The sequence below is a fragment of the Streptomyces sp. NPDC007162 genome, assembly GCF_040634175.1.
In the GTDB taxonomy this organism is placed as follows: domain Bacteria; phylum Actinomycetota; class Actinomycetes; order Streptomycetales; family Streptomycetaceae; genus Streptomyces.
The window spans coordinates 1-20,022 of record NZ_JBEYFC010000022.1; the positions used below are offsets into that span (position 1 = coordinate 1).

Annotated in this window: 18 protein-coding genes; 7 read left to right on the forward strand and 11 right to left on the reverse strand. The window is 72.4% G+C overall.

What is annotated here, in order from left to right; all coding sequences use genetic code 11:
* Positions 1 to 132: 132 nt before the first annotated feature.
* The 8 genes from ABZ646_RS04655 to ABZ646_RS04690 form a co-directional block, all read right to left on the reverse strand.
* Positions 133 to 585, reverse strand: coding sequence for a DUF3574 domain-containing protein (locus ABZ646_RS04655; protein WP_360512914.1), 453 nt, complete (start codon positions 583 to 585; stop codon positions 133 to 135).
* Between the two features lie 136 nt (positions 586 to 721).
* A complete protein-coding gene (locus tag ABZ646_RS04660) occupies positions 722 to 1,384 on the reverse strand; it encodes a class F sortase (protein ID WP_360512916.1) in 663 nt (220 codons plus the stop codon).
* A complete protein-coding gene (locus ABZ646_RS04665) occupies positions 1,371 to 2,087 on the reverse strand; it encodes a hypothetical protein (protein WP_360512918.1) in 717 nt (238 codons plus the stop codon). Before ABZ646_RS04665 ends, ABZ646_RS04660 begins: the two co-directional genes overlap by 14 nt.
* Positions 2,088 to 2,188: 101 nt before the next feature.
* Positions 2,189 to 3,433, reverse strand: coding sequence for an MFS transporter (locus ABZ646_RS04670; RefSeq protein WP_360512920.1), 1,245 nt, complete (start codon positions 3,431 to 3,433; stop codon positions 2,189 to 2,191).
* 23 nt (positions 3,434 to 3,456) lie between these two features.
* Complete coding sequence (locus tag ABZ646_RS04675) at positions 3,457 to 4,893, reverse strand: citrate:proton symporter (RefSeq protein WP_360512978.1); 1,437 nt, start codon at positions 4,891 to 4,893, stop codon at positions 3,457 to 3,459.
* Positions 4,894 to 4,979: 86 nt separating this feature from the next.
* Complete coding sequence (locus ABZ646_RS04680; RefSeq protein ID WP_360512922.1) at positions 4,980 to 7,211, reverse strand: molybdopterin oxidoreductase family protein; 2,232 nt, start codon at positions 7,209 to 7,211, stop codon at positions 4,980 to 4,982.
* 184 nt (positions 7,212 to 7,395) lie between these two features.
* Positions 7,396 to 8,013: a TetR/AcrR family transcriptional regulator gene (locus ABZ646_RS04685; protein ID WP_360512924.1), complete on the reverse strand. Its 618-nt coding sequence runs from the start codon at positions 8,011 to 8,013 to the stop codon at positions 7,396 to 7,398.
* A gap of 61 nt (positions 8,014 to 8,074) precedes the next feature.
* Positions 8,075 to 8,629: a hypothetical protein gene (locus tag ABZ646_RS04690; RefSeq protein WP_360512926.1), complete on the reverse strand. Its 555-nt coding sequence runs from the start codon at positions 8,627 to 8,629 to the stop codon at positions 8,075 to 8,077.
* 155 nt (positions 8,630 to 8,784) lie between these two features.
* Here ABZ646_RS04690 and hmgA point away from each other — a divergent pair, with 155 nt between their 5' ends.
* The 4 genes from hmgA (at position 8,785) to ABZ646_RS04710 (ending at position 13,361) form a co-directional block, all read left to right on the forward strand.
* Positions 8,785 to 10,140: a homogentisate 1,2-dioxygenase gene (hmgA, locus tag ABZ646_RS04695; RefSeq protein ID WP_360512928.1), complete on the forward strand. Its 1,356-nt coding sequence runs from the start codon at positions 8,785 to 8,787 to the stop codon at positions 10,138 to 10,140.
* Positions 10,141 to 10,166: 26 nt separating this feature from the next.
* Positions 10,167 to 10,916, forward strand: a complete 750-nt coding sequence (locus ABZ646_RS04700; RefSeq protein WP_360512930.1) for a GntR family transcriptional regulator — start codon at positions 10,167 to 10,169, stop codon at positions 10,914 to 10,916.
* A 12-nt stretch (positions 10,917 to 10,928) separates the two neighbouring features.
* Complete coding sequence (locus tag ABZ646_RS04705) at positions 10,929 to 12,092, forward strand: type ISP restriction/modification enzyme (protein ID WP_360512932.1); 1,164 nt, start codon at positions 10,929 to 10,931, stop codon at positions 12,090 to 12,092.
* Positions 12,093 to 12,164: 72 nt separating this feature from the next.
* A complete protein-coding gene (locus tag ABZ646_RS04710) occupies positions 12,165 to 13,361 on the forward strand; it encodes a CaiB/BaiF CoA-transferase family protein (RefSeq protein WP_360512934.1) in 1,197 nt (398 codons plus the stop codon).
* A gap of 15 nt (positions 13,362 to 13,376) precedes the next feature.
* On the opposite strand, the gene ABZ646_RS04715 is transcribed toward ABZ646_RS04710, so the two are convergent.
* The 3 genes from ABZ646_RS04715 to ABZ646_RS04725 form a co-directional block, all read right to left on the reverse strand.
* Positions 13,377 to 13,646 (reverse strand): hypothetical protein, encoded by a 270-nt coding sequence (locus tag ABZ646_RS04715; RefSeq protein WP_360512936.1) that lies wholly within the window; start codon positions 13,644 to 13,646, stop codon positions 13,377 to 13,379.
* Between the two features lie 126 nt (positions 13,647 to 13,772).
* Entirely contained in the window at positions 13,773 to 14,576 is an 804-nt protein-coding gene (locus ABZ646_RS04720) for an anti-sigma factor (protein WP_360512938.1), read from the reverse strand.
* The gene (locus ABZ646_RS04725) at positions 14,573 to 15,115 is read right to left on the reverse strand and encodes a sigma-70 family RNA polymerase sigma factor (protein WP_360512940.1); all 543 of its coding nucleotides are present in this window, start codon (positions 15,113 to 15,115) and stop codon (positions 14,573 to 14,575) included. The genes ABZ646_RS04720 and ABZ646_RS04725 overlap by 4 nt, the downstream gene beginning before the upstream one ends.
* 207 nt (positions 15,116 to 15,322) lie before the next feature.
* Between ABZ646_RS04725 and ABZ646_RS04730 the strand changes: the two genes are divergently transcribed.
* From ABZ646_RS04730 to ABZ646_RS04740, 3 genes are all read left to right on the forward strand, one after another.
* Positions 15,323 to 16,846 (forward strand): DUF4331 domain-containing protein, encoded by a 1,524-nt coding sequence (locus ABZ646_RS04730; RefSeq protein WP_360512942.1) that lies wholly within the window; start codon positions 15,323 to 15,325, stop codon positions 16,844 to 16,846.
* 100 nt (positions 16,847 to 16,946) lie between these two features.
* Positions 16,947 to 18,374 (forward strand): tetratricopeptide repeat protein, encoded by a 1,428-nt coding sequence (locus ABZ646_RS04735; protein ID WP_360512944.1) that lies wholly within the window; start codon positions 16,947 to 16,949, stop codon positions 18,372 to 18,374.
* Positions 18,371 to 19,999 carry a sulfite exporter TauE/SafE family protein gene (locus ABZ646_RS04740; protein WP_360512946.1) on the forward strand — a complete coding sequence of 543 codons (1,629 nt, stop codon included), beginning with the start codon at positions 18,371 to 18,373 and terminating at the stop codon, positions 19,997 to 19,999. The genes ABZ646_RS04735 and ABZ646_RS04740 overlap by 4 nt, the downstream gene beginning before the upstream one ends.
* Positions 20,000 to 20,022: the final 23 nt, after the last annotated feature.

Genomic DNA, 20,022 nt, shown 5'->3' on the forward strand with positions numbered 1-20,022 from the left:
GCTCCCCGAGGTCGAACTCCGTACTCATTCCTTCTCCTTGTGGGCACCGTCCATGACAGCGCCAGACATGGCCCGCGCCAGAAACGGTCCGCACCGGGCCGGCCGGGGCGGGGCCGGCCGGGGCGGACGCCATCAGAAGTCGGCCCGGACACGGGCGTCCACCCTGCCCACGCTCTCCTGCCCGAAGGCCTTCTCGTAGGCCCGCCGGATCTCCTCGATCTCCCGGTCGCCGCCCTTCGCCGCCGACTCGGGATACAGCAGGATCAGTTGGTACGACCGCTCCTTCTCGATGATCCCGTGCGCGTCCCGCCACTGTCCGCGCCCGCTCTGCACGGTGAGGCCGTCGGGGAAGTCCGGGGTGACCTCCCGGTCTACGAAGGCGGTGAACTGCCGGTCGGTGACGGCAGGTCCGCCGTCGGGGCGGGCGGTGCCGAAGAACAGCCGGGTCTCGAGGTACGGCTCGCCCCGCGCGGGCGCGGCGGCGGGGCGGCTGTCGGCGAGTGCCGTGTAGGCGGTGGGGGCACCGGCGAGCAGCAGCCCTGCCAGGGCGAGGGCCGACCGGTTACGGAGAGATTGCGGGCGCATGCCCCCTTCTTAGGGGGTTCGCTCCGCCCTGCCACCGGTTTCCCGCCGGGTTCACCCGTCCAGGTCGGGCAGCCGCGCCGGCGACGGGCAGATCCGTTTGACCGGGCGGGTCCCGGCGGGCGCCCGCACCGTGTGGTCACTCCGTTGCGGTCAGGTGGGCGAAGACCACCACGTTGCTGGTGTAGCCGGTCCGCCGGCTGAAGAGGCCACCGCAGGTGATCACGCGGAGTTCCGGGCGGCGGGTCGGGCCGTACACCTCCTTGTCGGGGAATCCGGCCTTGTCGTAGACCTTCACCCGGTCCACGGTGTAGACGGCGGTACGCCCGTCCGCGCGCCTGGCCTCGATCCGTTTGCCGGGCTTCACCTGGGCGAGCGCCGCGAAGACGGCGGGTCCCGTTGTGGTGTCGCGGTGGCCGACGGCGACCGCGAGGCCGGACTCGCCCGGCGTGGCGCCGCCCTGGTACCAGCCGATCAGCTTCGGCTTGTCGACCGGCGGGGTCTCCAGCTGCCGCCCCCGGTCCAACAGGACGCCGGTGACCGGTGCGTCGACACCCAGGGACGGGATGCGCATCGACGTCGGCCGGGACCGGGACAGCGGGCGGGGCGGGGGCAGCGGCCTGGCCGCGGTGCGGGCCCCGCCGGACTCCGCGCCCGCCACCGCGTCCCGGCCGCCCGGCCCGTCGTCGTGCCCCCCGCACCGGACCAGCGTCACCAGGGCCATGACCAGCAGGGCCGTCCTGGCGAGGCGATAGGCGCGGGTCCGGTACCAGGGCCTGCGTCTGCGCCTACGCGGCGCCATTGGGCCGACGGCGGATCAGCCGGACGTACGCCACGCCACTGGCCGCGACCAGACCCACGGCCGCGGCCGCGGCCACGGGCGAGAACGCGGCCGCCGTGTCGACGAGACCGCCGCCGCCCGCGTGCACACCGCCCTGCGGGCCGCCGTGGTCGTCGCCCTTGCCCCAGCTCGCGTCGTTGTGCTGGTTGTCCTCGATCTGGCCGTTGTGGCCGTTCTGGTTGTTCTGGTCGTTCTGCCCGTTGGGGCCGTTCGGCCCGTTCTGGCCCGGCGCCCCGTCCTCCTTGCCGTCGTGGCAGTTGAGCCGGAAGACCTTCTCCTTCAACGCGCCGGCCACCACCCAGGTGAGCCGGTACTGCCCGTCCGCCAGCCCCAGCGGATCCGTGTGACCGGCGCCTCCGGCGAGCTGGATGGTGCCCGCGACGGTGGCGGCGGTGGGCAGCGGCGGCTGCGGGGTGATGGTGTAGGCGATGGCGGGCAGGACGTCGAAGTTGACGGCGTCGAGGTAGAACCGGCAGACCACCGGGTCGTCCTTGGAGACGCCGAAGGGCACGCCCACCCGGTGGATCCTGATGTCGCCGTTCTCCCCCTGGGCCACCGCGTTCGGCGCCGCCACCCACGACGCGCCCGCCGCGGCGAGGGCGGTGAGGACGACGGTGGCGCCCGCACGGGAACCCGCGGAGCGTGGAAGTGTGAGGGTGGGCATGCAAACTCCTCCAAGTTAGACGATTTTCATACAAATCGACCTTTCGCCTGGACTATCACTCACACACCCCGCGGCCCGCGCCATCGACGCCCGACGCGCCGTCAGATATCGCCCGGGCGGCGCAACACCGAGCTCCGGCGCCGCGTCCGCGGTACCGCACCGGCGTCCCCGGACGGCCCCACAGCTCCCGGAGAGCGCACCGCCACCCCCGCCGACAGCAGCAGCAACGCCCCCAGCATCACGAACGGCGCGGCCACCCCCGTGACCCCCGCCACCAGACCCGCCGCGGCCGGCGCCGCCACCTGCCCCAGCCGGTTCCCGGTCAACCGCAGCGCCAGCGCCGTGGACCGGGCGCCGTCGGGCGCCGCCTGCACGACCGTCGTCATCGACAACGGCTGCCCGACCCCCAGGCAGAACCCGAGCACGCCGAGCATCAGCCCGAGCACCCACAACGGCACCGGCAGCGCGATCCCCGCACACAGCGCCCCCGCAAGGAGACACGTCACGGTCAGCAGCACCGGCCGGCCGAGCCACCGCAGCAACGGCGTGAGGACCAGCCGGCAGGCGATCGTCGCCCCGGCCCGCACGCTCAGCAGCACGCCGATCACCGCCGGAGCGATCCCCCGGTGCTCGCCGACCACCGGGAGGTACGCCGTGAGGATGTCGGTCGCGGACAGGACCGAGAGGCTGATCAGCATGCCGGCCGGGACACCCCGGGCGCGCAGGATGCGGCCGACCTCGACGCGCTCGCCCCGCCCGGTACGGGAGGTGACCGCCGTACGGTCCTCGATGCGCCACAGCGATGTCAGCGCGACGGCCGCCCCCGCGCCCGCCACCACGAGCGCGAGCGCGCTGCTGCCCGCCATGTCGGGGGCGCCGATCAGCGCACCGGCCGCGATCGGGCCGATCAGCTGGCCGAGGGACGCCCCGATGGTGAAGTGACCGAAGTTGCGGTCCTGTTCGTGCGCGGCCGACTGGCGGGCCACCAACGACTGGGCACCGATCACGAAACAGAGGTGGCCGAGGCCCATCACCCCGCTCCACAGGGCCATCGCCCACAGGGAGTTCGCGAGGCCGCTGAGCGCACAGCCGCCGGATATCAGCACCACACCGGCCGGCAGCAGGGGCGCGCAGCGGCCGTGGTCGGTACGGCGGCCGAGGGGCACGGCGGCGAACAGCGGAAGCAGCGCGTAGACACCCGCGATGACACCGACCGCCCGCTCGTCGGCGCCGAGGGCAAGGGCCCGGTAGGAGACGGCGGGCCGGGCCATCGACACCGCCCCCTGCGCGAAGCCGAAGGCGATGACGAGACGGAGCAGCCAGCCGCGGTTCCTGCCGGGCGCCATGGTGAAGTCCTCCAACGGACGGCTCAGATGATTCCGAACAGGATCCCTGCCCCGAGCACCACCAGCGATGTCAGGGCGGCCCACTTCACGACGAAGCGGGTGTGGTCGCCGAACTCGACCTTGGCCATGCCGACCAGGACGTAGACGGCGGGGACGAGCGGGCTGGACATGTGCAGCGGCTGGCCGACGATCGAGGCGCGGGCGATCTCCACGGCGGAGACCCCGTGGGCCTGCCCGGCCTCGGCGAGGACCGGGAGGATGCCGAAGTAGAAGCCGTCGTTGGACATGAAGTACGTCAGCGGGATGCTCAGCACGCCCGTGACGAGGGCCATGTGCGGGCCCATGCCGTCGGGGATGTTGCCGACGAGCCACTCGGCCATGTGGTCGACCATGCCGGTGCCCTGGAGGACGCCGGTGAAGACGGCAGCGGCGAAGACCATGCCGGAGACGTTGAGGACGTTCTCGGCGTGGGCGGCGATCCGGGCCTTCTGGGCCTGCATCTGGGGGAAGTTGACGGTCAGCGCCAGGGCTGCGCCGAGCAGGAACAGCACCGGGATCGGCAGCCACTCCATGATCATGGCGGTGAGCAGGACGACGGTGAGCGCCGCGTTGAACCAGTACAGCCGGGGGCGCAGCGTGTCGCGGTGCGGGTCCAGATGCTGGAAGGCCTCGTCCTCCTCGGGGAGCTCCGCGTCGGTGCCGGAACCCGAACCGCCGCTGCGCGCCGGGGACTTCCCGGTGCCGGTCCCGGCGCCGACCAGCACGGTCTCCGCCTCCCGTTCCTCCACCAGCGCCTCGTCCAGGGTCAGCACGCCGAGCCGGCTGCGCTCGCGGCGGCCGAGGACGTAGGCGAGGGCGACGACGAAGAGCAGGCCGACGGCGAGCGCCGGGATCATCGGGACGAAGATGTCGCTCGCGTCCAGCTTCAGCGCGGTCGCCGCGCGGGCGGTGGGGCCGCCCCAGGGCAGGGTGTTCATCACGCCGTTGGCCATGGCGGCGACCCCGGTCATCACGACCAGGCTCATCTTCAGCCGCTTGTACAGCGGGTACATCGCCGAGACGGTGATCATGAAGGTGGTGGAGCCGTCGCCGTCGAGGGAGACGATCGCGGCGAGCAGGGCCGTGCCGACGACGATCCGCAGCGGGTCGGCCTTGCAGAACCTCAGGATCCCCTTGACGACCGGGTCGAAGAGGCCGACGTCGATCATCACACCGAAGTAGACGATCGCGAACATGAGCATCGCCGCGGTCGGGGCGAGGCTGGTGACGCCGTCGATGACGTAGTCACCGAGCTTGGCGCCCTTGCCCACGAACACGCAGAACAGCGCGGGGATCAGCACGAGCGCCGCGATCGGCGACATCTTCTTCAGCATGATCAGGACCAGGAAGGTCGCGATCATGGCGAAGCCGAGGATGGTCAGCATGAGTGGAACACCTAACGTTCGCCCTTGAACTCCCACCAGGGCCGGCGGTGCGACGACGTTAGGTCGCGTCAAACGTCGTTAACAAGACGTTGACACGCGAGCAATAAGCGCAGAATTCCAGGTCACGGCGTTGCGGTCACCTCGACGGGGATGCCGTTGAGCACGGCGTTGCCGGACAGCGGGTCGAGCAGGCTGCCGTCGAGGAGTTGGTTGACGTTGACGCCGGGGACGGTCGCGGCGTGGCTGAGCCGGGTGCCGGGGCGGTCGTGGCCCCAGCCGTGCGGGAGGCTGACGACACCCCTGCGGACGCCGTCGGTGACCTCGGCGGGGGCGACCACCTCTCCCCCGGCGCCCTTGACCCGCACGTCGGCCCCGTCGCGCACGCCGAGCCGTTCGGCGTCCTCGGGGTGGATCTGCAGGGTGCAGCGGTTGGAGCCGCCGGTGAGGGCCGGCACGTTGTGCATCCAGCTGTTGTTGGAGCGCAGGTGCCGGCGGCCGACGAGGACGAGTCCGGCAGGGCGGTCGCCGAGGGCCGCGCGCAGCCGGGGCAGGTCCTCGGCGATGGGTTGCGGCAGCAGCTCGACCTTGCCGCTCCTGGTCTTCAGCGGCTGCGGGAGGCGGGGCGCGAGGGGGCCGAGGTCGATGCCGTGCGGGTGGGCCAGCAGCCGCTGGAGGGTGAGACCGTGGGGGCGGGCGCCGAAACCGTCGCCGTAGGGGCCGAGGCGCAGCATCATGTCCAGCCGGCGCTCGGGGCCGGTCTCGCCGGTGAGCAGGGCGGCGAGTTCCTCCGGGTCGCGGCCGTGCGCGGGCGAGTGGGCCTCGGTGACCGCCTTCCCCAGGGTCTGGCCGATGACCAGGTCGTCCACGGCGGACGGTTCGGCGCCGTGCATGCCGCCGGCCGCCAGGATCAGCCGGGCCAGGATCTCGGTCTCCGCCATCCGCCCGGGTTCCAGCGGGACGGCGGGACGGCTGTAGCGGACCTGGTTGCGGACTGCGAGGGTGTTGAAGGCGAAGTCGTGGTGCGGGCTCTGCGAGGGCGGCGGCGGGGGCAGCACGACGTCGGCGTGGCGCGCGGTCTCGTTGAGGTAGGGGTCGACGCTGACCATGAAGTCGAGGGAGTCCAGGGCCTTGTCGAGGCGGGTGCCGTCGGGTGCGGAGAGCACCGGGTTGGTCGCGACGGCGATCAGTGCCCGGATCGGCTCCCCTTCGGCGGTCTCGGTGTCGATCTCCTCCGCGAGTGCGGAGAGCGGCAGCTCGCCCTTGGCTTCCGGGTGCCCGCTCACCCGGGAGTGCCAGCGCCCGAGCGCGAAGCCGCGGCCGGGCCCCGCCGGGCGCGGGGTGCGGTCGGTGGCGGCCTGCGGGAAGAGCGCGCCGCCGGGCCGGTCGAGATTGCCGGTGACGATGTTGAGGACGTCGACCAGCCAGCTGGCGAGGGTGCCGTGCGGGACGGTGCAGCTGCCGATGCGGCCGTACACGGCGGCGGTGGGGGCGGCGGCGAGTTCGCGGGCGAGGACGCGGATCGTGCCGGCGTCCACGTCACAGGCCGGGGCGACCGCGTCGGGGGTGAAGTCACCCAATGCGGACCGGAGTTCGTCCAGGCCCTCGGTGTGCGGGGCGAGGTCGCCGAGGGCCACCAGGTCCTCCGCGAAGAGGACCTGGGCCAGCGCGGCGAGCAACAGGGCGTCCGCGCCGGGCCGGATGGCGATGTGCCGGTCGGCGAGCCGGGCGGTGCGGGTGCGGCGCGGGTCGATGACGGTGAGGGTGCCGCCGCGGGCTTTGAGCGCCTTGAGCTTGCCGGGGAAGTCGGGGGCGGTGCACAGACTCCCGTTGGACTCCAGGGGGTTGGCGCCGATGAGGAGGAGGTGGTCGGTGCGGTCCAGGTCGGGCACCGGTATCGCGTTGGCGTCGCCGAAGAGCAGGCCGCTGGAGACGTGCTTGGGCATCTGGTCGACCGTGGACGCGGTGAAGACGCTGCGGGTGCCGAGGGTGGCGAGCAGCACCTGCGGGTAGAGGGCGCCGGCCACGGTGTGCACGTTGGGGTTGCCGAGGACGACGCCGACACTGTGGGCGCCGTACCGCTCGACGACGGGCCGGATGCCGGCGGCGACCGCGTCGAAGGCCTCCGCCCAGGTGGCCTCGCGCAGTTCGCCGTCCCGGCGGACGAGGGGGGTGCGCAGGCGGTCGGGGTCGGCGTCCACGGCGCCGAAGGAGGCGCCCTTCGGGCAGATGAAGCCCTTGCTGAAGACGTCGTCGCGGTCGCCTCGGGCGCCGGTGACGCGGGTGCCCTCGATGGTGAGGGTGAGGCCGCAGGTCGCCTCGCAGAGGGGGCAGATGCGCAGGGCGGTGCGGGGCATGCGGGCCTCCGAAAGGGGTGCGGCGACGGGGGGTGCCGTACTCGGGGTGAGCATACCGGTTGGTATGTGGAGAGGGGAGGGCTGTTGTGTTTCGGGGGCCGGCTGGTGGGGGCTGGTCGCGCCCGCGCGGCGGAGCCGCATAACGACTACGCCCCGCGCCCCTTTCAGGGGCGCCAACCCGCCGTCAGTCCAGGACCCGGGCCAGGTAGGCCCGTAGGAGCTCGCGGGTTTCCGTGATGATGGCCTCGTCGCCCTCCGGGGACATGCGGAAGGACAGGTGGACCAGGGTGTCGGCCGTCTCCACGGCCACCAGGAACGTGCGGCGCAGCACGTCGTCCGGTGGGCGGCCTATGTAGGCGGCGAGCAGGTCGGTCAGGCGGTCCGCGACCCGGTGGTTCGGTTCCGCGTGGCGGTCGCCGACCGGGATCTGGTTGCCGAAGTCGACGAGCGAGAAGCCCGGGGCGGTGCGCTTCATCGCCAGGTACTCGTCGAGCACCGCGTCCGTCGCGGCGCGCCAGTCGCCCCCCGGCGCGTCCTTCAGCCGCTCGGTGACCCGCTCGGTGTAGCGCTCCAGGTTGCGCTGCGCGAGGGCGTCGGCCATCTGTCGCTTGTTGCCGAAGAAGCGGTACACCGAGCCGATGGGCACTCCGGCGCGCAACGCGACGGCCCGGGTGCTCAGCTCGTCGTAGCCCACCTCGTCGAGGAGGTCGGCGCAGGCGTCGAGGATCCTGGTCAGCCGTTCGGCGCTGCGGCGCTGTACGGGCGCTTTACGGAGCGGGGTCGCTGGGGGCACGGGCTTCATGATGCCCTTCCGTAAGAAACAGGTGAAGCTCGCCCCCGGTACGGCGGCGGAATGCGGGGCGTCATCCCGTGGGGGAGCCGCTCGCGGTGGGGGTGCCCGCCGACGGGGTCGTCGTCTCCGCGCCGGACGCCGTGACGTCCGCCGTGCTCTCCACCGGCTTGCCCTGCACCGCCCACACCGTGCCGTCGTCCGCGTAGAGCCGGGCGGTGACGTGGTGGGTGCCGTGCGGGACGAGTCCGGCCGGAAGGTGGTACGCCGAGGTGCGCAGCCGGGTCACCATGCGGCCGTCCACGAAGAGGTAGGCGAGGCCGCGCCCGGCCACCGCCGTCGCCCCGGCGCCTGTCGCGGAGAGGCGGAAGCGGTGCAGGTCGAGCCGTACGTCCCAGCCGCCGGCCACGTCCGGGGTGACCTCGGTGTCCACCTGGGGCGCCTGCGCCCTGTCGATCTCCCGGTAGTGACGCCCGCTCTCGTCCGTGTCGTCGAGGATCTTGCCCACGGGGGAGGGCGACTGAGTCCCCGGCTGCTCGTGCGCCTCCCCGGTCCCGCACCCCGCCGCCGCGACCAGCAACAACGCGCAGACCGCGAGTCCGCCCGGCAGTCCACGCTTCCACCACATGCCCGGGAGCGTAGAACAGCGCGCCGCCGGCCGGATCCCCCTGAAGTCGGGTTCCCGCCCTCCTCGGGGATGATCCCGGACCCTCTTGCACGGACCTCCGCGCAATCCTACGGTGATGCATAGGAATGGACGGTCGGCAGGTTCAGGGAGCGATCATGGGCGATGGGGGCACCTCCGGCGCGAGCGGGGCCGGGCACGCGGAGGCCCGGAGGACCGCCGGGCAACTGGCGTACCTCTCCGGGTTCGGCAACGAGCACTCCTCGGAGGCGGTACCGGGCGCCCTGCCCGAGGGCCGCAACTCCCCGCAGCGCGCCCCGCTCGGCCTGTACGCGGAACAGCTCAGCGGTACGGCCTTCACCGAGCCGCGGGCCCACAACCGCCGCTCCTGGCTCTACCGGATCCACCCCTCGGCCGCCCACCCGGCGTTCACCCGGGCCGCCGACAACGGGGCGGTGCGCACCGCCCCCTTCACGGACATCGCAGCCGACCCGAACCGGCTGCGCTGGAACCCCCTGCCCCCGCCCCCGGCGGGCACGGACTTCCTCGCCGGCCTGTGGACCCTGGGCGGCAACGGCGACGCGGCCCAGCGCACCGGCACGGCCGTGCACCTCTACCACGCCGACGCCTCGATGGAGCGTCTCTTCTCCGACGCGGACGGCGAACTGCTGATCGTCCCGGAGCACGGCGGGCTGCTGCTGCACACGGAGTTCGGTCTCCTCCAGGTGGAACCGGCGCACGTGGCGCTGATCCCCCGTGGTGTCCGCTTCCGCGTGGAGCTGCTGGACGCTTCGGCCCGGGGCTACGTGTGCGAGAACTACGGCTCGCCCTTCCGTCTTCCCGACCTCGGCCCGATCGGCGCCAACGGCCTCGCCAACGCCCGGGACTTCCTGGCCCCCGTCGCCGCCTACGAGGACGTGCCGGGCCCGGTGGAGGTGGTCAACAAGTTCTGCGGCAACCTGTGGACCGCCACCTACGACCACTCCCCGCTGGACGTGGTCGCCTGGCACGGCACACATGTGCCCTACGTCTACGATCTCCGCCGTTTCAACGTGATCGGCAGCATCTCGTACGACCACCCCGACCCGTCGATCTTCACCGTGCTGACCTCCCCGTCCGACACCCCCGGCCTGGCGGGCGTCGACTTCGTGGTCTTCGCCCCGCGCTGGCTGGTGGGCGAGAACACCTTCCGGCCGCCGTACTTCCACCGGAACGTGATGAGCGAGTACATGGGCCTGATCGAGGGCGCGTACGACGCGAAGGCGGAGGGCTTCGTACCGGGTGGCGGCTCGCTGCACAACATGATGTCGGCGCACGGCCCGGACCGGGAGACCTTCGACCGGGCGAGCGCGGCCGAGCTGAGGCCCCAGAAGGTGGACGACGGCCTGGCGTTCATGTTCGAGACCCGCTGGCCGCTGACCCTCACCCCGCAGGCGGCGACCGCCGAGCACCTCCAGCAGCGCTACGACGACGTCTGGCAGGGCCTGGAACGCCACTTCCGCCCCTTGCACTGAAGATCCGCCGACGGTACGGATGGCCCGTGACCTCCTTCGCCCCTGACTCGATCCTCCTGAACCGCAAGCTGCCGCTCTGGTACCAGGTGTCGCAGTCGCTGCGCGCCTCCATACTCGGCCGCTCGCCCCAGGACCCCCTCCGGCTGCCCACCGAGGAGAGGCTGGCGGAGCACTACGGCGTGAGCGTGCTGACCATGCGGCAGGCGCTGAAGGAGCTGGAGGACGAGGGCCTGATCAGCCGGCACCGCCGCCGGGGCACGTTCATCGAACCGGACGCCCGGCGGGGCGCCCCGGTCCGGCTCCTCGGCTCCGTGGACGCGATCGTGGCCCAGCAGTCGGGCATGACGGCGGAGCTGCTGGACCACGGCACGGTGCCGGTGACCGGCGAACTCACCGAGTTCTTCCCGGATCTCGCGGAGGTGACGACGTACCACCGGCTGCGCAGCGACGAACAGACGGGCGAGCCGACCAACCACGCCCGCAACCACGTCCGCCCCGAACTCGCCGAACGCATCGCGCCGGAGGACCTGGTCCGTTGGCCGATGACCAAGGTGCTCCGGGACGTCGTCGGGGCGGAGATCAGCCGCATCACGGACACGGTCGAGGCGAGGCTGGCCGACCCGGAGACGGCCCGGCTGCTCCAAGTACCGCTCCTCAGCCCGATCCTGCACTACACGGGCGTCATCTACGACACCGCCGACCGGGTCCTGGACCTGGCGGTCATCCAGTACCGGGGGGACCGTTTCTCCTTCACGGTCACGCTCGACGCCACCTGAAGTCGTCGTACGATGCCGGGCGTGACGCGCGACGACGCTCCGCTGCTCGCGGACCTCATGCCGTGGTCCGTCGCACCACTACGGCTCGGCCGGGGGTGGCCGACGGCCCCCGACCCGGCGACCCTGAAGGCCCGCTGGGAAGCGCTCCTGACGGCCGAGGGGCCCGATCGCGAGGCCCTGTTCGAGCCGACGCGGTCGCGGACCGTCCACTCGGCGGTACCCCAGCTCCCGGGCCGGCGGAGCGGCACGGAGCGGCTGGCGCGGGCCTCGGGGCCGGCCGCGGACCCGGTACGCGTCCTGTCGGCCCCGTTCGACGAGCGGTGGCTGATCCCGGACCACCGGCTGATCGACACGGCCCGCCCGGAGCTGTGGCGGGTGGCCGACGACCACCAGGTCTTCGCGGTGGAGTCGGCCGAGCCGGCGGAGGGCCTGCCCCTGCTGGCGACCTCCCTGCTGCCCACCCTGCGCGCGGGCCGCATCCGCCCGCTCTACCGCCGCCCCGGCGGCGCGGAACCCAACCTGGCCCCCGGTCTACTCGACCATCTGACCGGCCGGCTGGGCCGCACCGCCACTCCCCCGGACCTCCTCGCCTGGACCCTGGTGGCGGTCCGCGCCGACCACACCGTCCCCCTCACCGAGGACCCCGGTCTCTGGTCCACGGGCGTGGAGCTGGGCCACCGGGCCCTCTGGCTGCTCCGCCGGCACGGCGAGCGCCCCAAGCTCCCCGGCGGCCGCCGCCCCTACGTCCGGGCCCCGCTCCCGTCCCGCCCCGTCACGATCCGCTACGACCCCGAGGAGGAGGCCCTCCACATCGACGAGGGCCGCATCTCCCCGGTCCCGCCGGAGGCCTGGGACTTCCGGACGGGCGAAACACGTGTCCTGGAGGCCTGGTTCACGGCACGGACGGCGGAGCCGGGCGCCCCCGGGACGCTGGAGGCGATCACACCGGCCGTCTGGTCCCAGTCCTGGACGTCGGAACTCCTGGAACTGATCACGGTCCTGGCCCTGCTGGCGGACGTACGGTCCCGGCGGGACGAGTTCGAGATCGGCTCACGGATCACGGCGACGGAGCTGAGGGCGGCGGACGTACTCCCGCCCCCGGACGCGTCCCGGAGACCGGCGTCGGTCCTGGAGCACCCCGAAGAGGGCCCGGCGGGTCAGCTGACGCTGCTCTGACCGGCCTTCCTTTTCCTCCGCCGGTACGGGCGCTGCTGACAGATCCGCCGGGCGCGGGACATGATCCGGGCCATGGACCGTCTCCCGCTGCCCCTGGAGGGCATCACCGTCGTCGCCGTCGAACAGGCCGTGGCCGCGCCCTTCGCCACCCGGCAGCTGGCCGATCTGGGCGCCCGGGTCATCAAGGTCGAACGGACCGACGGCGGCGACTTCGCGCGCGGCTACGACACCGCCGCGCACGGCCTCGCCTCGCACTTCGTGTGGTGCAACCGCGGCAAGGAGTCCATCGCGGTGGACCTGAAGGACCCGCGCGGCGCGGACGTCGTGCGCAGGCTCGTCGCGGACGCGGACGTCTTCGTGCAGAACCTGGCACACGGCGCCGCGGCCCGGCTCGGGCTGGACGCGGCCACCCTGTGCGCCGCCCACCCCCGTCTGGTCGCCGTGGACATCTCGGGGTACGGCGCGTCGGGGCCGTACGCGGGCAGACGCGCGTACGACATGCTCGTGCAGTGCGAGGCCGGGCTGGTGTCGGTGACCGGGACGCCGGAGCAGCCGGTGAAGGCGGGGATCCCGGCGGCGGACATCGCAGCGGCCATGTACGCCTTCTCGGGCGTCCTCGCGGCACTGGTGCGGCGTGGCACGACCGGGCGGGGCGGCCCGGTGGAGGTGTCCATGCTGGAGGCGCTGGCCGAGTGGTTGGGGCATCCGCTGCACCACACGATCCACGGGGGGACACCGCCGGAGCGCACCGGCCTGGCACACGCGGTGATCGCGCCGTACGACGCCTATCCGACTGCGGACGGCGGGCGGGTGCTGGTGTCGGTGCAGAACGACCGGGAGTGGCGGCGGCTGGCCGAGCGGGTTCTGGGGCGGCCGGAGCTGGGTGCGGATCCGGGGTTCGCGACGAACGCGGCGCGGGTGGCGAACCGGGCCCGCACCGACGAACTGGTGGGCAGGGCCCTCGGGGCGCTCGGCACCGAGGAGGCGCTGGCGCGGCTGGAGGCCGCGGGCATCGCGTGCGCGCGGCTGCGGGACCTGTCCGAGCTGGCGGAGCATCCGCAGTTGGCGGCCCGGGAGCGGTGGCGGGACGTGGGGTCGCCGGTCGGGCCGCTGCGCGCGCTGTTGCCGCCCATCACGCTGCCCGGCGGGGACGAGGCACGGATGGGTGACGTGCCCGCGCTCGGGCAGCACACCGAGGCGCTGCTGCGTGCCGTGGGGATGACGGACGCCGAGTCAGCAGCGCTGCGCCGGGACGGTGTGGTCGCCTGAGCGCGGGCCTTGCGGTCAGTGCTTGTTGCCGCCGAACAGCGAACGGCGCAGCCTGCGCAGCGGGGCGAAGAGCGAGACACGGCTGACCCGTGCGCCCCGGTCGCTGCGCTGTGCGGGTGCGCGCGCGGTCAGCTCACGCATCAGAGACGTCGCCTCGACCGCCTGCTGCTGCGGTATGGCGGGTCCCGCCAGCACCGACAGATGGCGGTCGAGGCGCGAACTGGTCGCGCTGCTCCCGCAGGTGATCGCAGGGACCCTCGCCCTGCTGCGTGTTATCTGCTCCATGTCACTCCCCACCCGTACGAGTCCACCCGGCCCGGGCAGGGTAACCCTATCGCCCCGACGGGGCACCCGTGTATCGCGGTCACAGGATTCACCTTCCCCGCAAGGGTGTTGACGACCCCTCTTCGATCACTCTCCGAATCCGACCGATTTCAGGGCGAGTTGGACAACCGGCTGGCTGGTGGGTTGCGCTGACCCACCGGCAGGCTCGACGGTCACGGCGAGTGACGTCGCGGATTTGGCCAGACCCGTGGCGACCAGGGGCGTGTCGGCCCGGAAAAGGCCCAGGGAGCGCGGTTGCGCGCGGGGGCGCATCAGCCAGAGCTGATGCACGCGCCCGTCCGGCAGCGCGTCGTATCCGCTGAGCGTGACGATCACCTGCCCCTCCGAAACGGACGCGACCGCTCCGATACTTCGGCCCTGAGCGTCCTCGGCACCGGCCGCGCGGGCGTCGGGCGCGCTCAGAACGTGGGCGATCTCACGCGACTGGGCACGCGCGGCGTCGAGCCGGTCCTGCGTCCGCCCGGCCTGCACCGCGAACAGTGAGGCGACGACCAGCGCGGCGGCCGCCGTGGCGGTGGCGAACGGCACGAACACGGGGCGCGGCCGCCGGCGCCGCGGCGGGGGCTGCACGCCCCAGACGTGCGGCGGCAGACTGGGGACGTGCTCCCGGCCCGGGGCCGGCTCCTGCGGGGTGGCACGGACGGCGGCCAGCACCCGGCCGCGCATCGCGAGGGGCGGCGGGGCGGCCGTGGACCAGGCCAGCCGTACCGCGTCCTCGGTCAGCGCCTGGACCTCCTCGGCGCACCGGCCGCAGTCCTTGAGGTGCTTCTCGAAACGGCGCCGCTCGCCGGGCTCCAGGGCGTCCAGGGCGTAGGGCGCCGCCAGGGAGTGCAGGTCCTCGCGGTGCAGCAGGCGGCCGACCAGGCTCACGCCACACCTCCCAGGCAGTCGCGCAGCCGGCTGAGTCCGTCGCGCATCCGTGTCTTGACCGTGCCCAGCGGCAGTCGGAGCCGCTCGGCGACCTCACGGTACGTGTAGCCGTCGTAGTAGGCGAGGGTGACGGACTGGCGCTGCAGGGCGGTGAGCCGGTCCAGGCAGCGGCGCACCCATTCGCGTTCCAGGCCGGCCTCCACCGTTTCGGCGACCTGGTCGAAGGCGGTCTCGCCGGCGCGCAGGGCCTCGCGCTGTTCGCGTTCACCGGCCGCGCGGGCGCTGCGCACCCGGTCCACGGCGCGGCGGTGGGCGAGGGTGAGGATCCAGGAGAGGGCACTGCCCCGGCCGGGGTCGAACTTGGGTGCGGAGCGCCAGAGTTCGAGGAGCACCTCCTGGGCCACCTCCTCCGACTGGGCGGGATCGCGGACCACGCGCCGTACGAGCCCGAACACCGGACCGGAGACCAGACCGTAGAGGTCCTCGAACGCCTTCTGGTCGCCACCCGCGACGAGCACCAGCAGTTCGTCCGCCTCCACCCCGTCCCGCCTCCTGTGGCCGCACCCGGCCCGTCCTCCCGTATCACGCATTCGCAACTGGACGCACCTCCGGCAGAAGTACGTAAGCGGGAGGCAAAAACGCGGGTCGAGCAGGAAGAAAAGATTTTTTTCTTCCGACCAATCCAAACGGCCCTCCAGCTCCGTATACCCGTCCGTCAAGCAAGTTGGGACCGAGGGACGGACGGCATGACACCTCAAATCTCCAGGAGCGGTGCGGGGCGCAAGGGCCTTCTCACCCTCATCTGTGGGGCACTGGCCACCGGCGGAATCACAGCCGCCAGCGTCGCCGCGCTGGAACCGGGGGTGGCCGCTGCCTCCTCCCACCGGGAAGCCCCCCTCATCTCGGGGACTCCGCAGTACGACAACACCGACCTGTACGCGTTCGTCAGTCCGGACAAGCCCGACACCACGACGATCGTGTCGGACTACATCCCGTTCGAGGAGCCGTCGGGCGGCCCGAACTTCTACCAGTTCGCGGACGACGCCCAGTACGACATCCACATCGACAACAACGGTGACGCGAAGGACGACCTGGTCTTCCGTTACACCTTCAAGACCCAGATCAAGAACAAGAAGACGTTCCTCTACAACACGGGTGTGGTCGACAACCTGACCGACCCGGACCTGAACGTCACGCAGTCGTACAACCTGGACCTCCTCAAGTTCAAGAACGGCAAGCACCAGTACACGACGAGGATCGCCAGCGACATCCCGGCCGCCCCGTCGGACGTCGGCAAGGCCTCGATGCCGGACTACGCGAAGCTGCGCGCGCAGGCCATCTACAAGACCTCGAACGGCGGCGCGACCTTCGCCGGCCAGGCCGACGACCCGTTCTTCGCCGACCTGCGCGTCTTCGACCTGCTGTACGGCGGCAACCTCTCCGAGGTCGGCAACGACACCCTCAAGGGCTACAACGTCAACACGCTCGCCCTCCAGGTGCCGAACGACCTGATCCGGCAGTCGGCGTCACGTCCGACCGTCGGCATCTACGCGACCACCCAGCGCCGGAACGCGCAGGGCTACTACACACAGGTCTCGCGCCTCGGCAACCCGCTGGTCAACGAGGTCGTCAACCCGCAGAAGGACAAGGACAAGTTCAACGCGTCCCAGCCCAAGGACGACGCGCAGTTCCTGAAGAACGTCACCAACCCGGAGCTGCCGAAGCTCATCGAGGCGATCTACCACATCAAGGCGCCGAAGGAGCCACGCAACGACCTCGTCAGCGTGTTCCTCACGGGCGTCAAGGGCCTCAACACCCTCCAGCCGTACGCGACTCCGTCGGAGATGCTCCGGTTGAACACGTCCATCAAGCCCACCGCCAAGCCCAAGCGGCTCGGTGTGCTGGACGGCGACAACGCGGGCTTCCCGAACGGGCGCCGGCTCACCGACGACGTCATCGACGAGGCACTCCAGGTCATGGAGGGCGAACTGGTCGGTTCCAAGAACGACCTGGGCGACGCGGTCGACAAGAACGACAAGAACTTCGAGAAGTACTTCCCGTACGTGGCCGAGCCGACCTCCGGGTCGCACGGTCCGCTCGCCAAGGGCACCGGCAGCACCACGAAGAGCGCGCTCGGTGACGCCCTGCCCGGCTCCAGCGGCAGCAACACGACGCTGATCGCGGGATCGGCGGCCGCGGGTGCGGCGGGCGTGCTGCTGATCGGCACCGGGTTCGGCTGGTGGCGCCGCCGGATGCAGCGCCCGTACTAGGCGACGATTCCCCACCTCACAGACTGGCGCGGCCCGCTCCCACCCCATCCCCCACGGCAGCGGGCCGCGCCGCCCCATGCGACAGCTACTAGGAGAGGGCATGGCCCCGGGTACGAACGACAAGCAGCCCGCCGACGCGAAGGACACGCCGGACCGCAACGACGACGAGCGTGTCACCGCCCTGCGCCGGTTCGCCGCCGCGGGGCGGAACTGGCGGCGGGTCCGGCTCGCGGGTTCCGCCGTGCTGCTGGCCGTGGCGCTGACCGGCGGCGCCATCGCCTTCGGGGCGTCCCGGGACAGCGGTACGACACCGGTCGCCGCGTCGAGCGCCGTGTCGCCGGCGCTGCTCGCGAGCGGCAGCCTCGACGCGAGCATCGCCTCTCTCCAGGCCCATCTGCGCACCCAGCCGAAGGACTCCGACAGCTGGGCCACGCTCGGCCTCGCCTATGTCGAGCAGGCGCGCACCAAGGGCGACCCGTCCCGCTACCCGCAGGCCGACAAAGCCCTGAAACGCGCCCTCCAGATCACCCCGGGCAACGACCAGGCGCTGGCCGGGCAGGCCGCGCTCGCCGCCGCCCGGCACCAGTTCGCCGACGCGCTCACCTACGCCGACCGGGCCCTGAAGCAGAACCCGTACAACGCGGGCGCCCTGGCCTCCCGGATCGACGCCCTGGTCGAACTCGGCCGGTACGCCGACGCGGCCAAGGCGGCCGACCTCGCCGACCAGCGCAAACCGGGCGTACCGGTGTTCACCCGCTACGCGTACGTGCGGGAGCTGCGCGGTGACGTGAAGACCGCCCGGCAGGTGCTGCAACAGGCGCTGTCCACGGCCACCTCGAAGGGCGACATCGCGTACGTGGCGGCGCAGCTCGGCCTGCTCGCCTGGAACCAGGGCGACTACAGGAGCGCCCTCGACTACTACGCCCGCGCCCTGACCGCCGACGAGAACTACCTCCCCGCGCTGGAGGGCCGGGCCCGCGCCCAGGCGGCGAGCGGCGACCGCGCCGACGCCATCAAGGGCATGGAGCTGGTCGTCTCCCGCTATCCCCTGCCGCAGCCCCTGGTGGAGCTCGGCGAGCTGTACGAGGACCGGGGCGCCAAGGGCGACAAGGAGAAGGCCGAGAACCAGTACTCCCTCGTCGAGGCCTGGATCGCGCTGGCCCGTGCCAACGGTGTCAACGCCGACCTGGACACCGCGCTCGCCGCCGCCGACCACGGCAACAAGGCCGAGGCGCTGAAGGCCGCGCGCGCCGAGTGGGCCCGCCGCCACACCGTCCACACGGCGGACGCGCTGGCCTGGGCCCTGCACGTCAACGGCCACGACAAGGAAGCGCTGCCGTACGCCCGCCGGGCCACCGCCACCGGCTACCGCAACGCCTCCTTCAGCTACCACCTGGGCATGATCGAGCTGGCCAACGGCGAGCAGGCGGCCGGCCGCGCGGCGCTCACCAAGGCCCTCGATCTCAACCCGGGTTTCTCGCCGCTCGGCGCCCGTGCCGCCCGCAAGGCGCTGGAGGCCTCGAAGTGAACCTCCGCCGCCGCGCCGCGGCCCTCCTCGTCGTCGTCTGCGGCCTCACCCTCCTCCCGGCCACGGCCGCGAGCGCCCACCCGCTCGGCAACTTCACCGTCAACAAGTACGACGGTCTGGTCGCCGCCCCCGGACAGCTCCGCGTCGACCACTTCGAGGACCTCGCCGAGATCCCCGCGACCCAGGCCAAGCCGGACCTGAAGCGACTGGGCACGGCCAAGTGGGCCCAGCAGCGCTGCACTACGGCGGCCGACGGCAGCAGGCTCACCGTCGACGGCACGGCCACGCCCCTGACCGTCACTTCCAGTCACGCCCAACTCCGGCCCGGCCAGGCGGGGCTGAACACCCTGCGGGTGTCGTGCCGGTTCAGCGCGCCGCTCCCGAAGGGCGCCACCGTCGCCCTCGGCTTCCACAGCGCGGGCACCGACTCCGGCCCCGGCTGGCGGGAGATCACGGCACGCGGCGACCGGATGACGCTGACGCGGACGGACGTACCGAAGACCTCCCTCTCGCACGAACTCACCAGCTACCCCAAGGACCTGCTCTCCTCCCCGGCCGACATCACGACCGCCGCGGTCCGGGTCCGGCCGGGTGGCCCGGCGCTCGCCGCGGAACGGCAGGACACTCCGGGCTCCGAGATCCTCCCCCGGGGCATCGACCGCTGGACCCAGGCCCTGACCGACCTGGTCGCGCGCAACCACCTCACCTTCGGCTTCGCCACGCTCGCGCTGTTCATCGCGATCGCCCTCGGCGCGCTGCACGCCCTCGCACCGGGCCACGGCAAGACCCTGATGGCGGCGACGGCGGCGGCCCGCGGGGGCCGGGCCCGGCTCCGCGACGTCCTCCCGCTGGCCGCGTCGGTCACGGTCACCCACACCCTCGGCGTGGTCGCCCTGGGGGTGCTGGTCACGGCGGGTTCGGCGGCCACCCCGTCGGTGATCGCCTGGCTGGGCATCGCGAGCGGCCTCATGGTCCTGGCAGCAGGGCTGAACCTGACCCGAAGGGCCTGGCGCACCAGGGTCCACGCGCACGCCCGGCACCACGAACACGCACCCGAACCCGAGTTGGCACTGGCCGGAGCGGCGCACACCCATGCCGGCGGGAACGCCCAGGAACACGGGCACGGACCCCACCACGGTCACGGACACCCGCACGACCACGATCACGACCACGGGCACACGCACACGCGTGATCACGAGCACGGTCACAGCCACGACCACGGCTCCGGGCACGGCCACACGCACACCCACGGCGGCCACACCCACACCCACGAAACGGCCCCCACCGTGCGCGGCACCCTCCTCCTCGGCTTCGCCGGCGGGCTGGTCCCCAGCCCGTCCGCCGTCGTCGTCCTCGTCGGGGCCGCCGCCCTCGGACAGGCCTGGTTCGGTCTGCTCCTCGTCGTCGCCTACGGCATCGGCCTCGCGCTGACGCTGACCGCCGCCGGGTTCGCCGTCGTCAAGCTGGGTACGGGAATGACTCGGGTGCTGGACAAACGCCCTCGCTTGACCACCCACCCCATGGCCACCCTGGTCCGCAGGACGACCCCGCTCGCCTCGGCGCTCGTGGTCGTGGCCCTGGGTGTCGGGCTGGTCCTCAAGGGCGCCTCCGCCGCCCTGCTCTGAGTTACGTTTGTGATGAGTTCGCG

Excerpts from the sequence above, each read along its gene's own strand:
- ABZ646_RS04655 (WP_360512914.1), bottom strand. The coding sequence starts at position 585 with ATGCGCCCGCAATCTCTCCGTAACCGGTCGGCCCTCGCCCTGGCAGGG.
- ABZ646_RS04660 (WP_360512916.1), bottom strand. The coding sequence starts at position 1,384 with ATGGCGCCGCGTAGGCGCAGACGCAGGCCCTGGTACCGGACCCGCGCC.
- ABZ646_RS04665 (WP_360512918.1), bottom strand. The coding sequence starts at position 2,087 with ATGCCCACCCTCACACTTCCACGCTCCGCGGGTTCCCGTGCGGGCGCC.
- ABZ646_RS04670 (WP_360512920.1), bottom strand. The coding sequence starts at position 3,433 with ATGGCGCCCGGCAGGAACCGCGGCTGGCTGCTCCGTCTCGTCATCGCC.
- ABZ646_RS04680 (WP_360512922.1), bottom strand. The coding sequence starts at position 7,211 with ATGCCCCGCACCGCCCTGCGCATCTGCCCCCTCTGCGAGGCGACCTGC.
- ABZ646_RS04685 (WP_360512924.1), bottom strand. The coding sequence starts at position 8,013 with ATGAAGCCCGTGCCCCCAGCGACCCCGCTCCGTAAAGCGCCCGTACAG.
- ABZ646_RS04690 (WP_360512926.1), bottom strand. The coding sequence starts at position 8,629 with ATGTGGTGGAAGCGTGGACTGCCGGGCGGACTCGCGGTCTGCGCGTTG.
- hmgA (WP_360512928.1), top strand. The coding sequence starts at position 8,785 with ATGGGCGATGGGGGCACCTCCGGCGCGAGCGGGGCCGGGCACGCGGAG.
- ABZ646_RS04705 (WP_360512932.1), top strand. The coding sequence starts at position 10,929 with ATGCCGGGCGTGACGCGCGACGACGCTCCGCTGCTCGCGGACCTCATG.
- ABZ646_RS04710 (WP_360512934.1), top strand. The coding sequence starts at position 12,165 with ATGGACCGTCTCCCGCTGCCCCTGGAGGGCATCACCGTCGTCGCCGTC.
- ABZ646_RS04715 (WP_360512936.1), bottom strand. The coding sequence starts at position 13,646 with ATGGAGCAGATAACACGCAGCAGGGCGAGGGTCCCTGCGATCACCTGC.
- ABZ646_RS04730 (WP_360512942.1), top strand. The coding sequence starts at position 15,323 with ATGACACCTCAAATCTCCAGGAGCGGTGCGGGGCGCAAGGGCCTTCTC.
- ABZ646_RS04735 (WP_360512944.1), top strand. The coding sequence starts at position 16,947 with ATGGCCCCGGGTACGAACGACAAGCAGCCCGCCGACGCGAAGGACACG.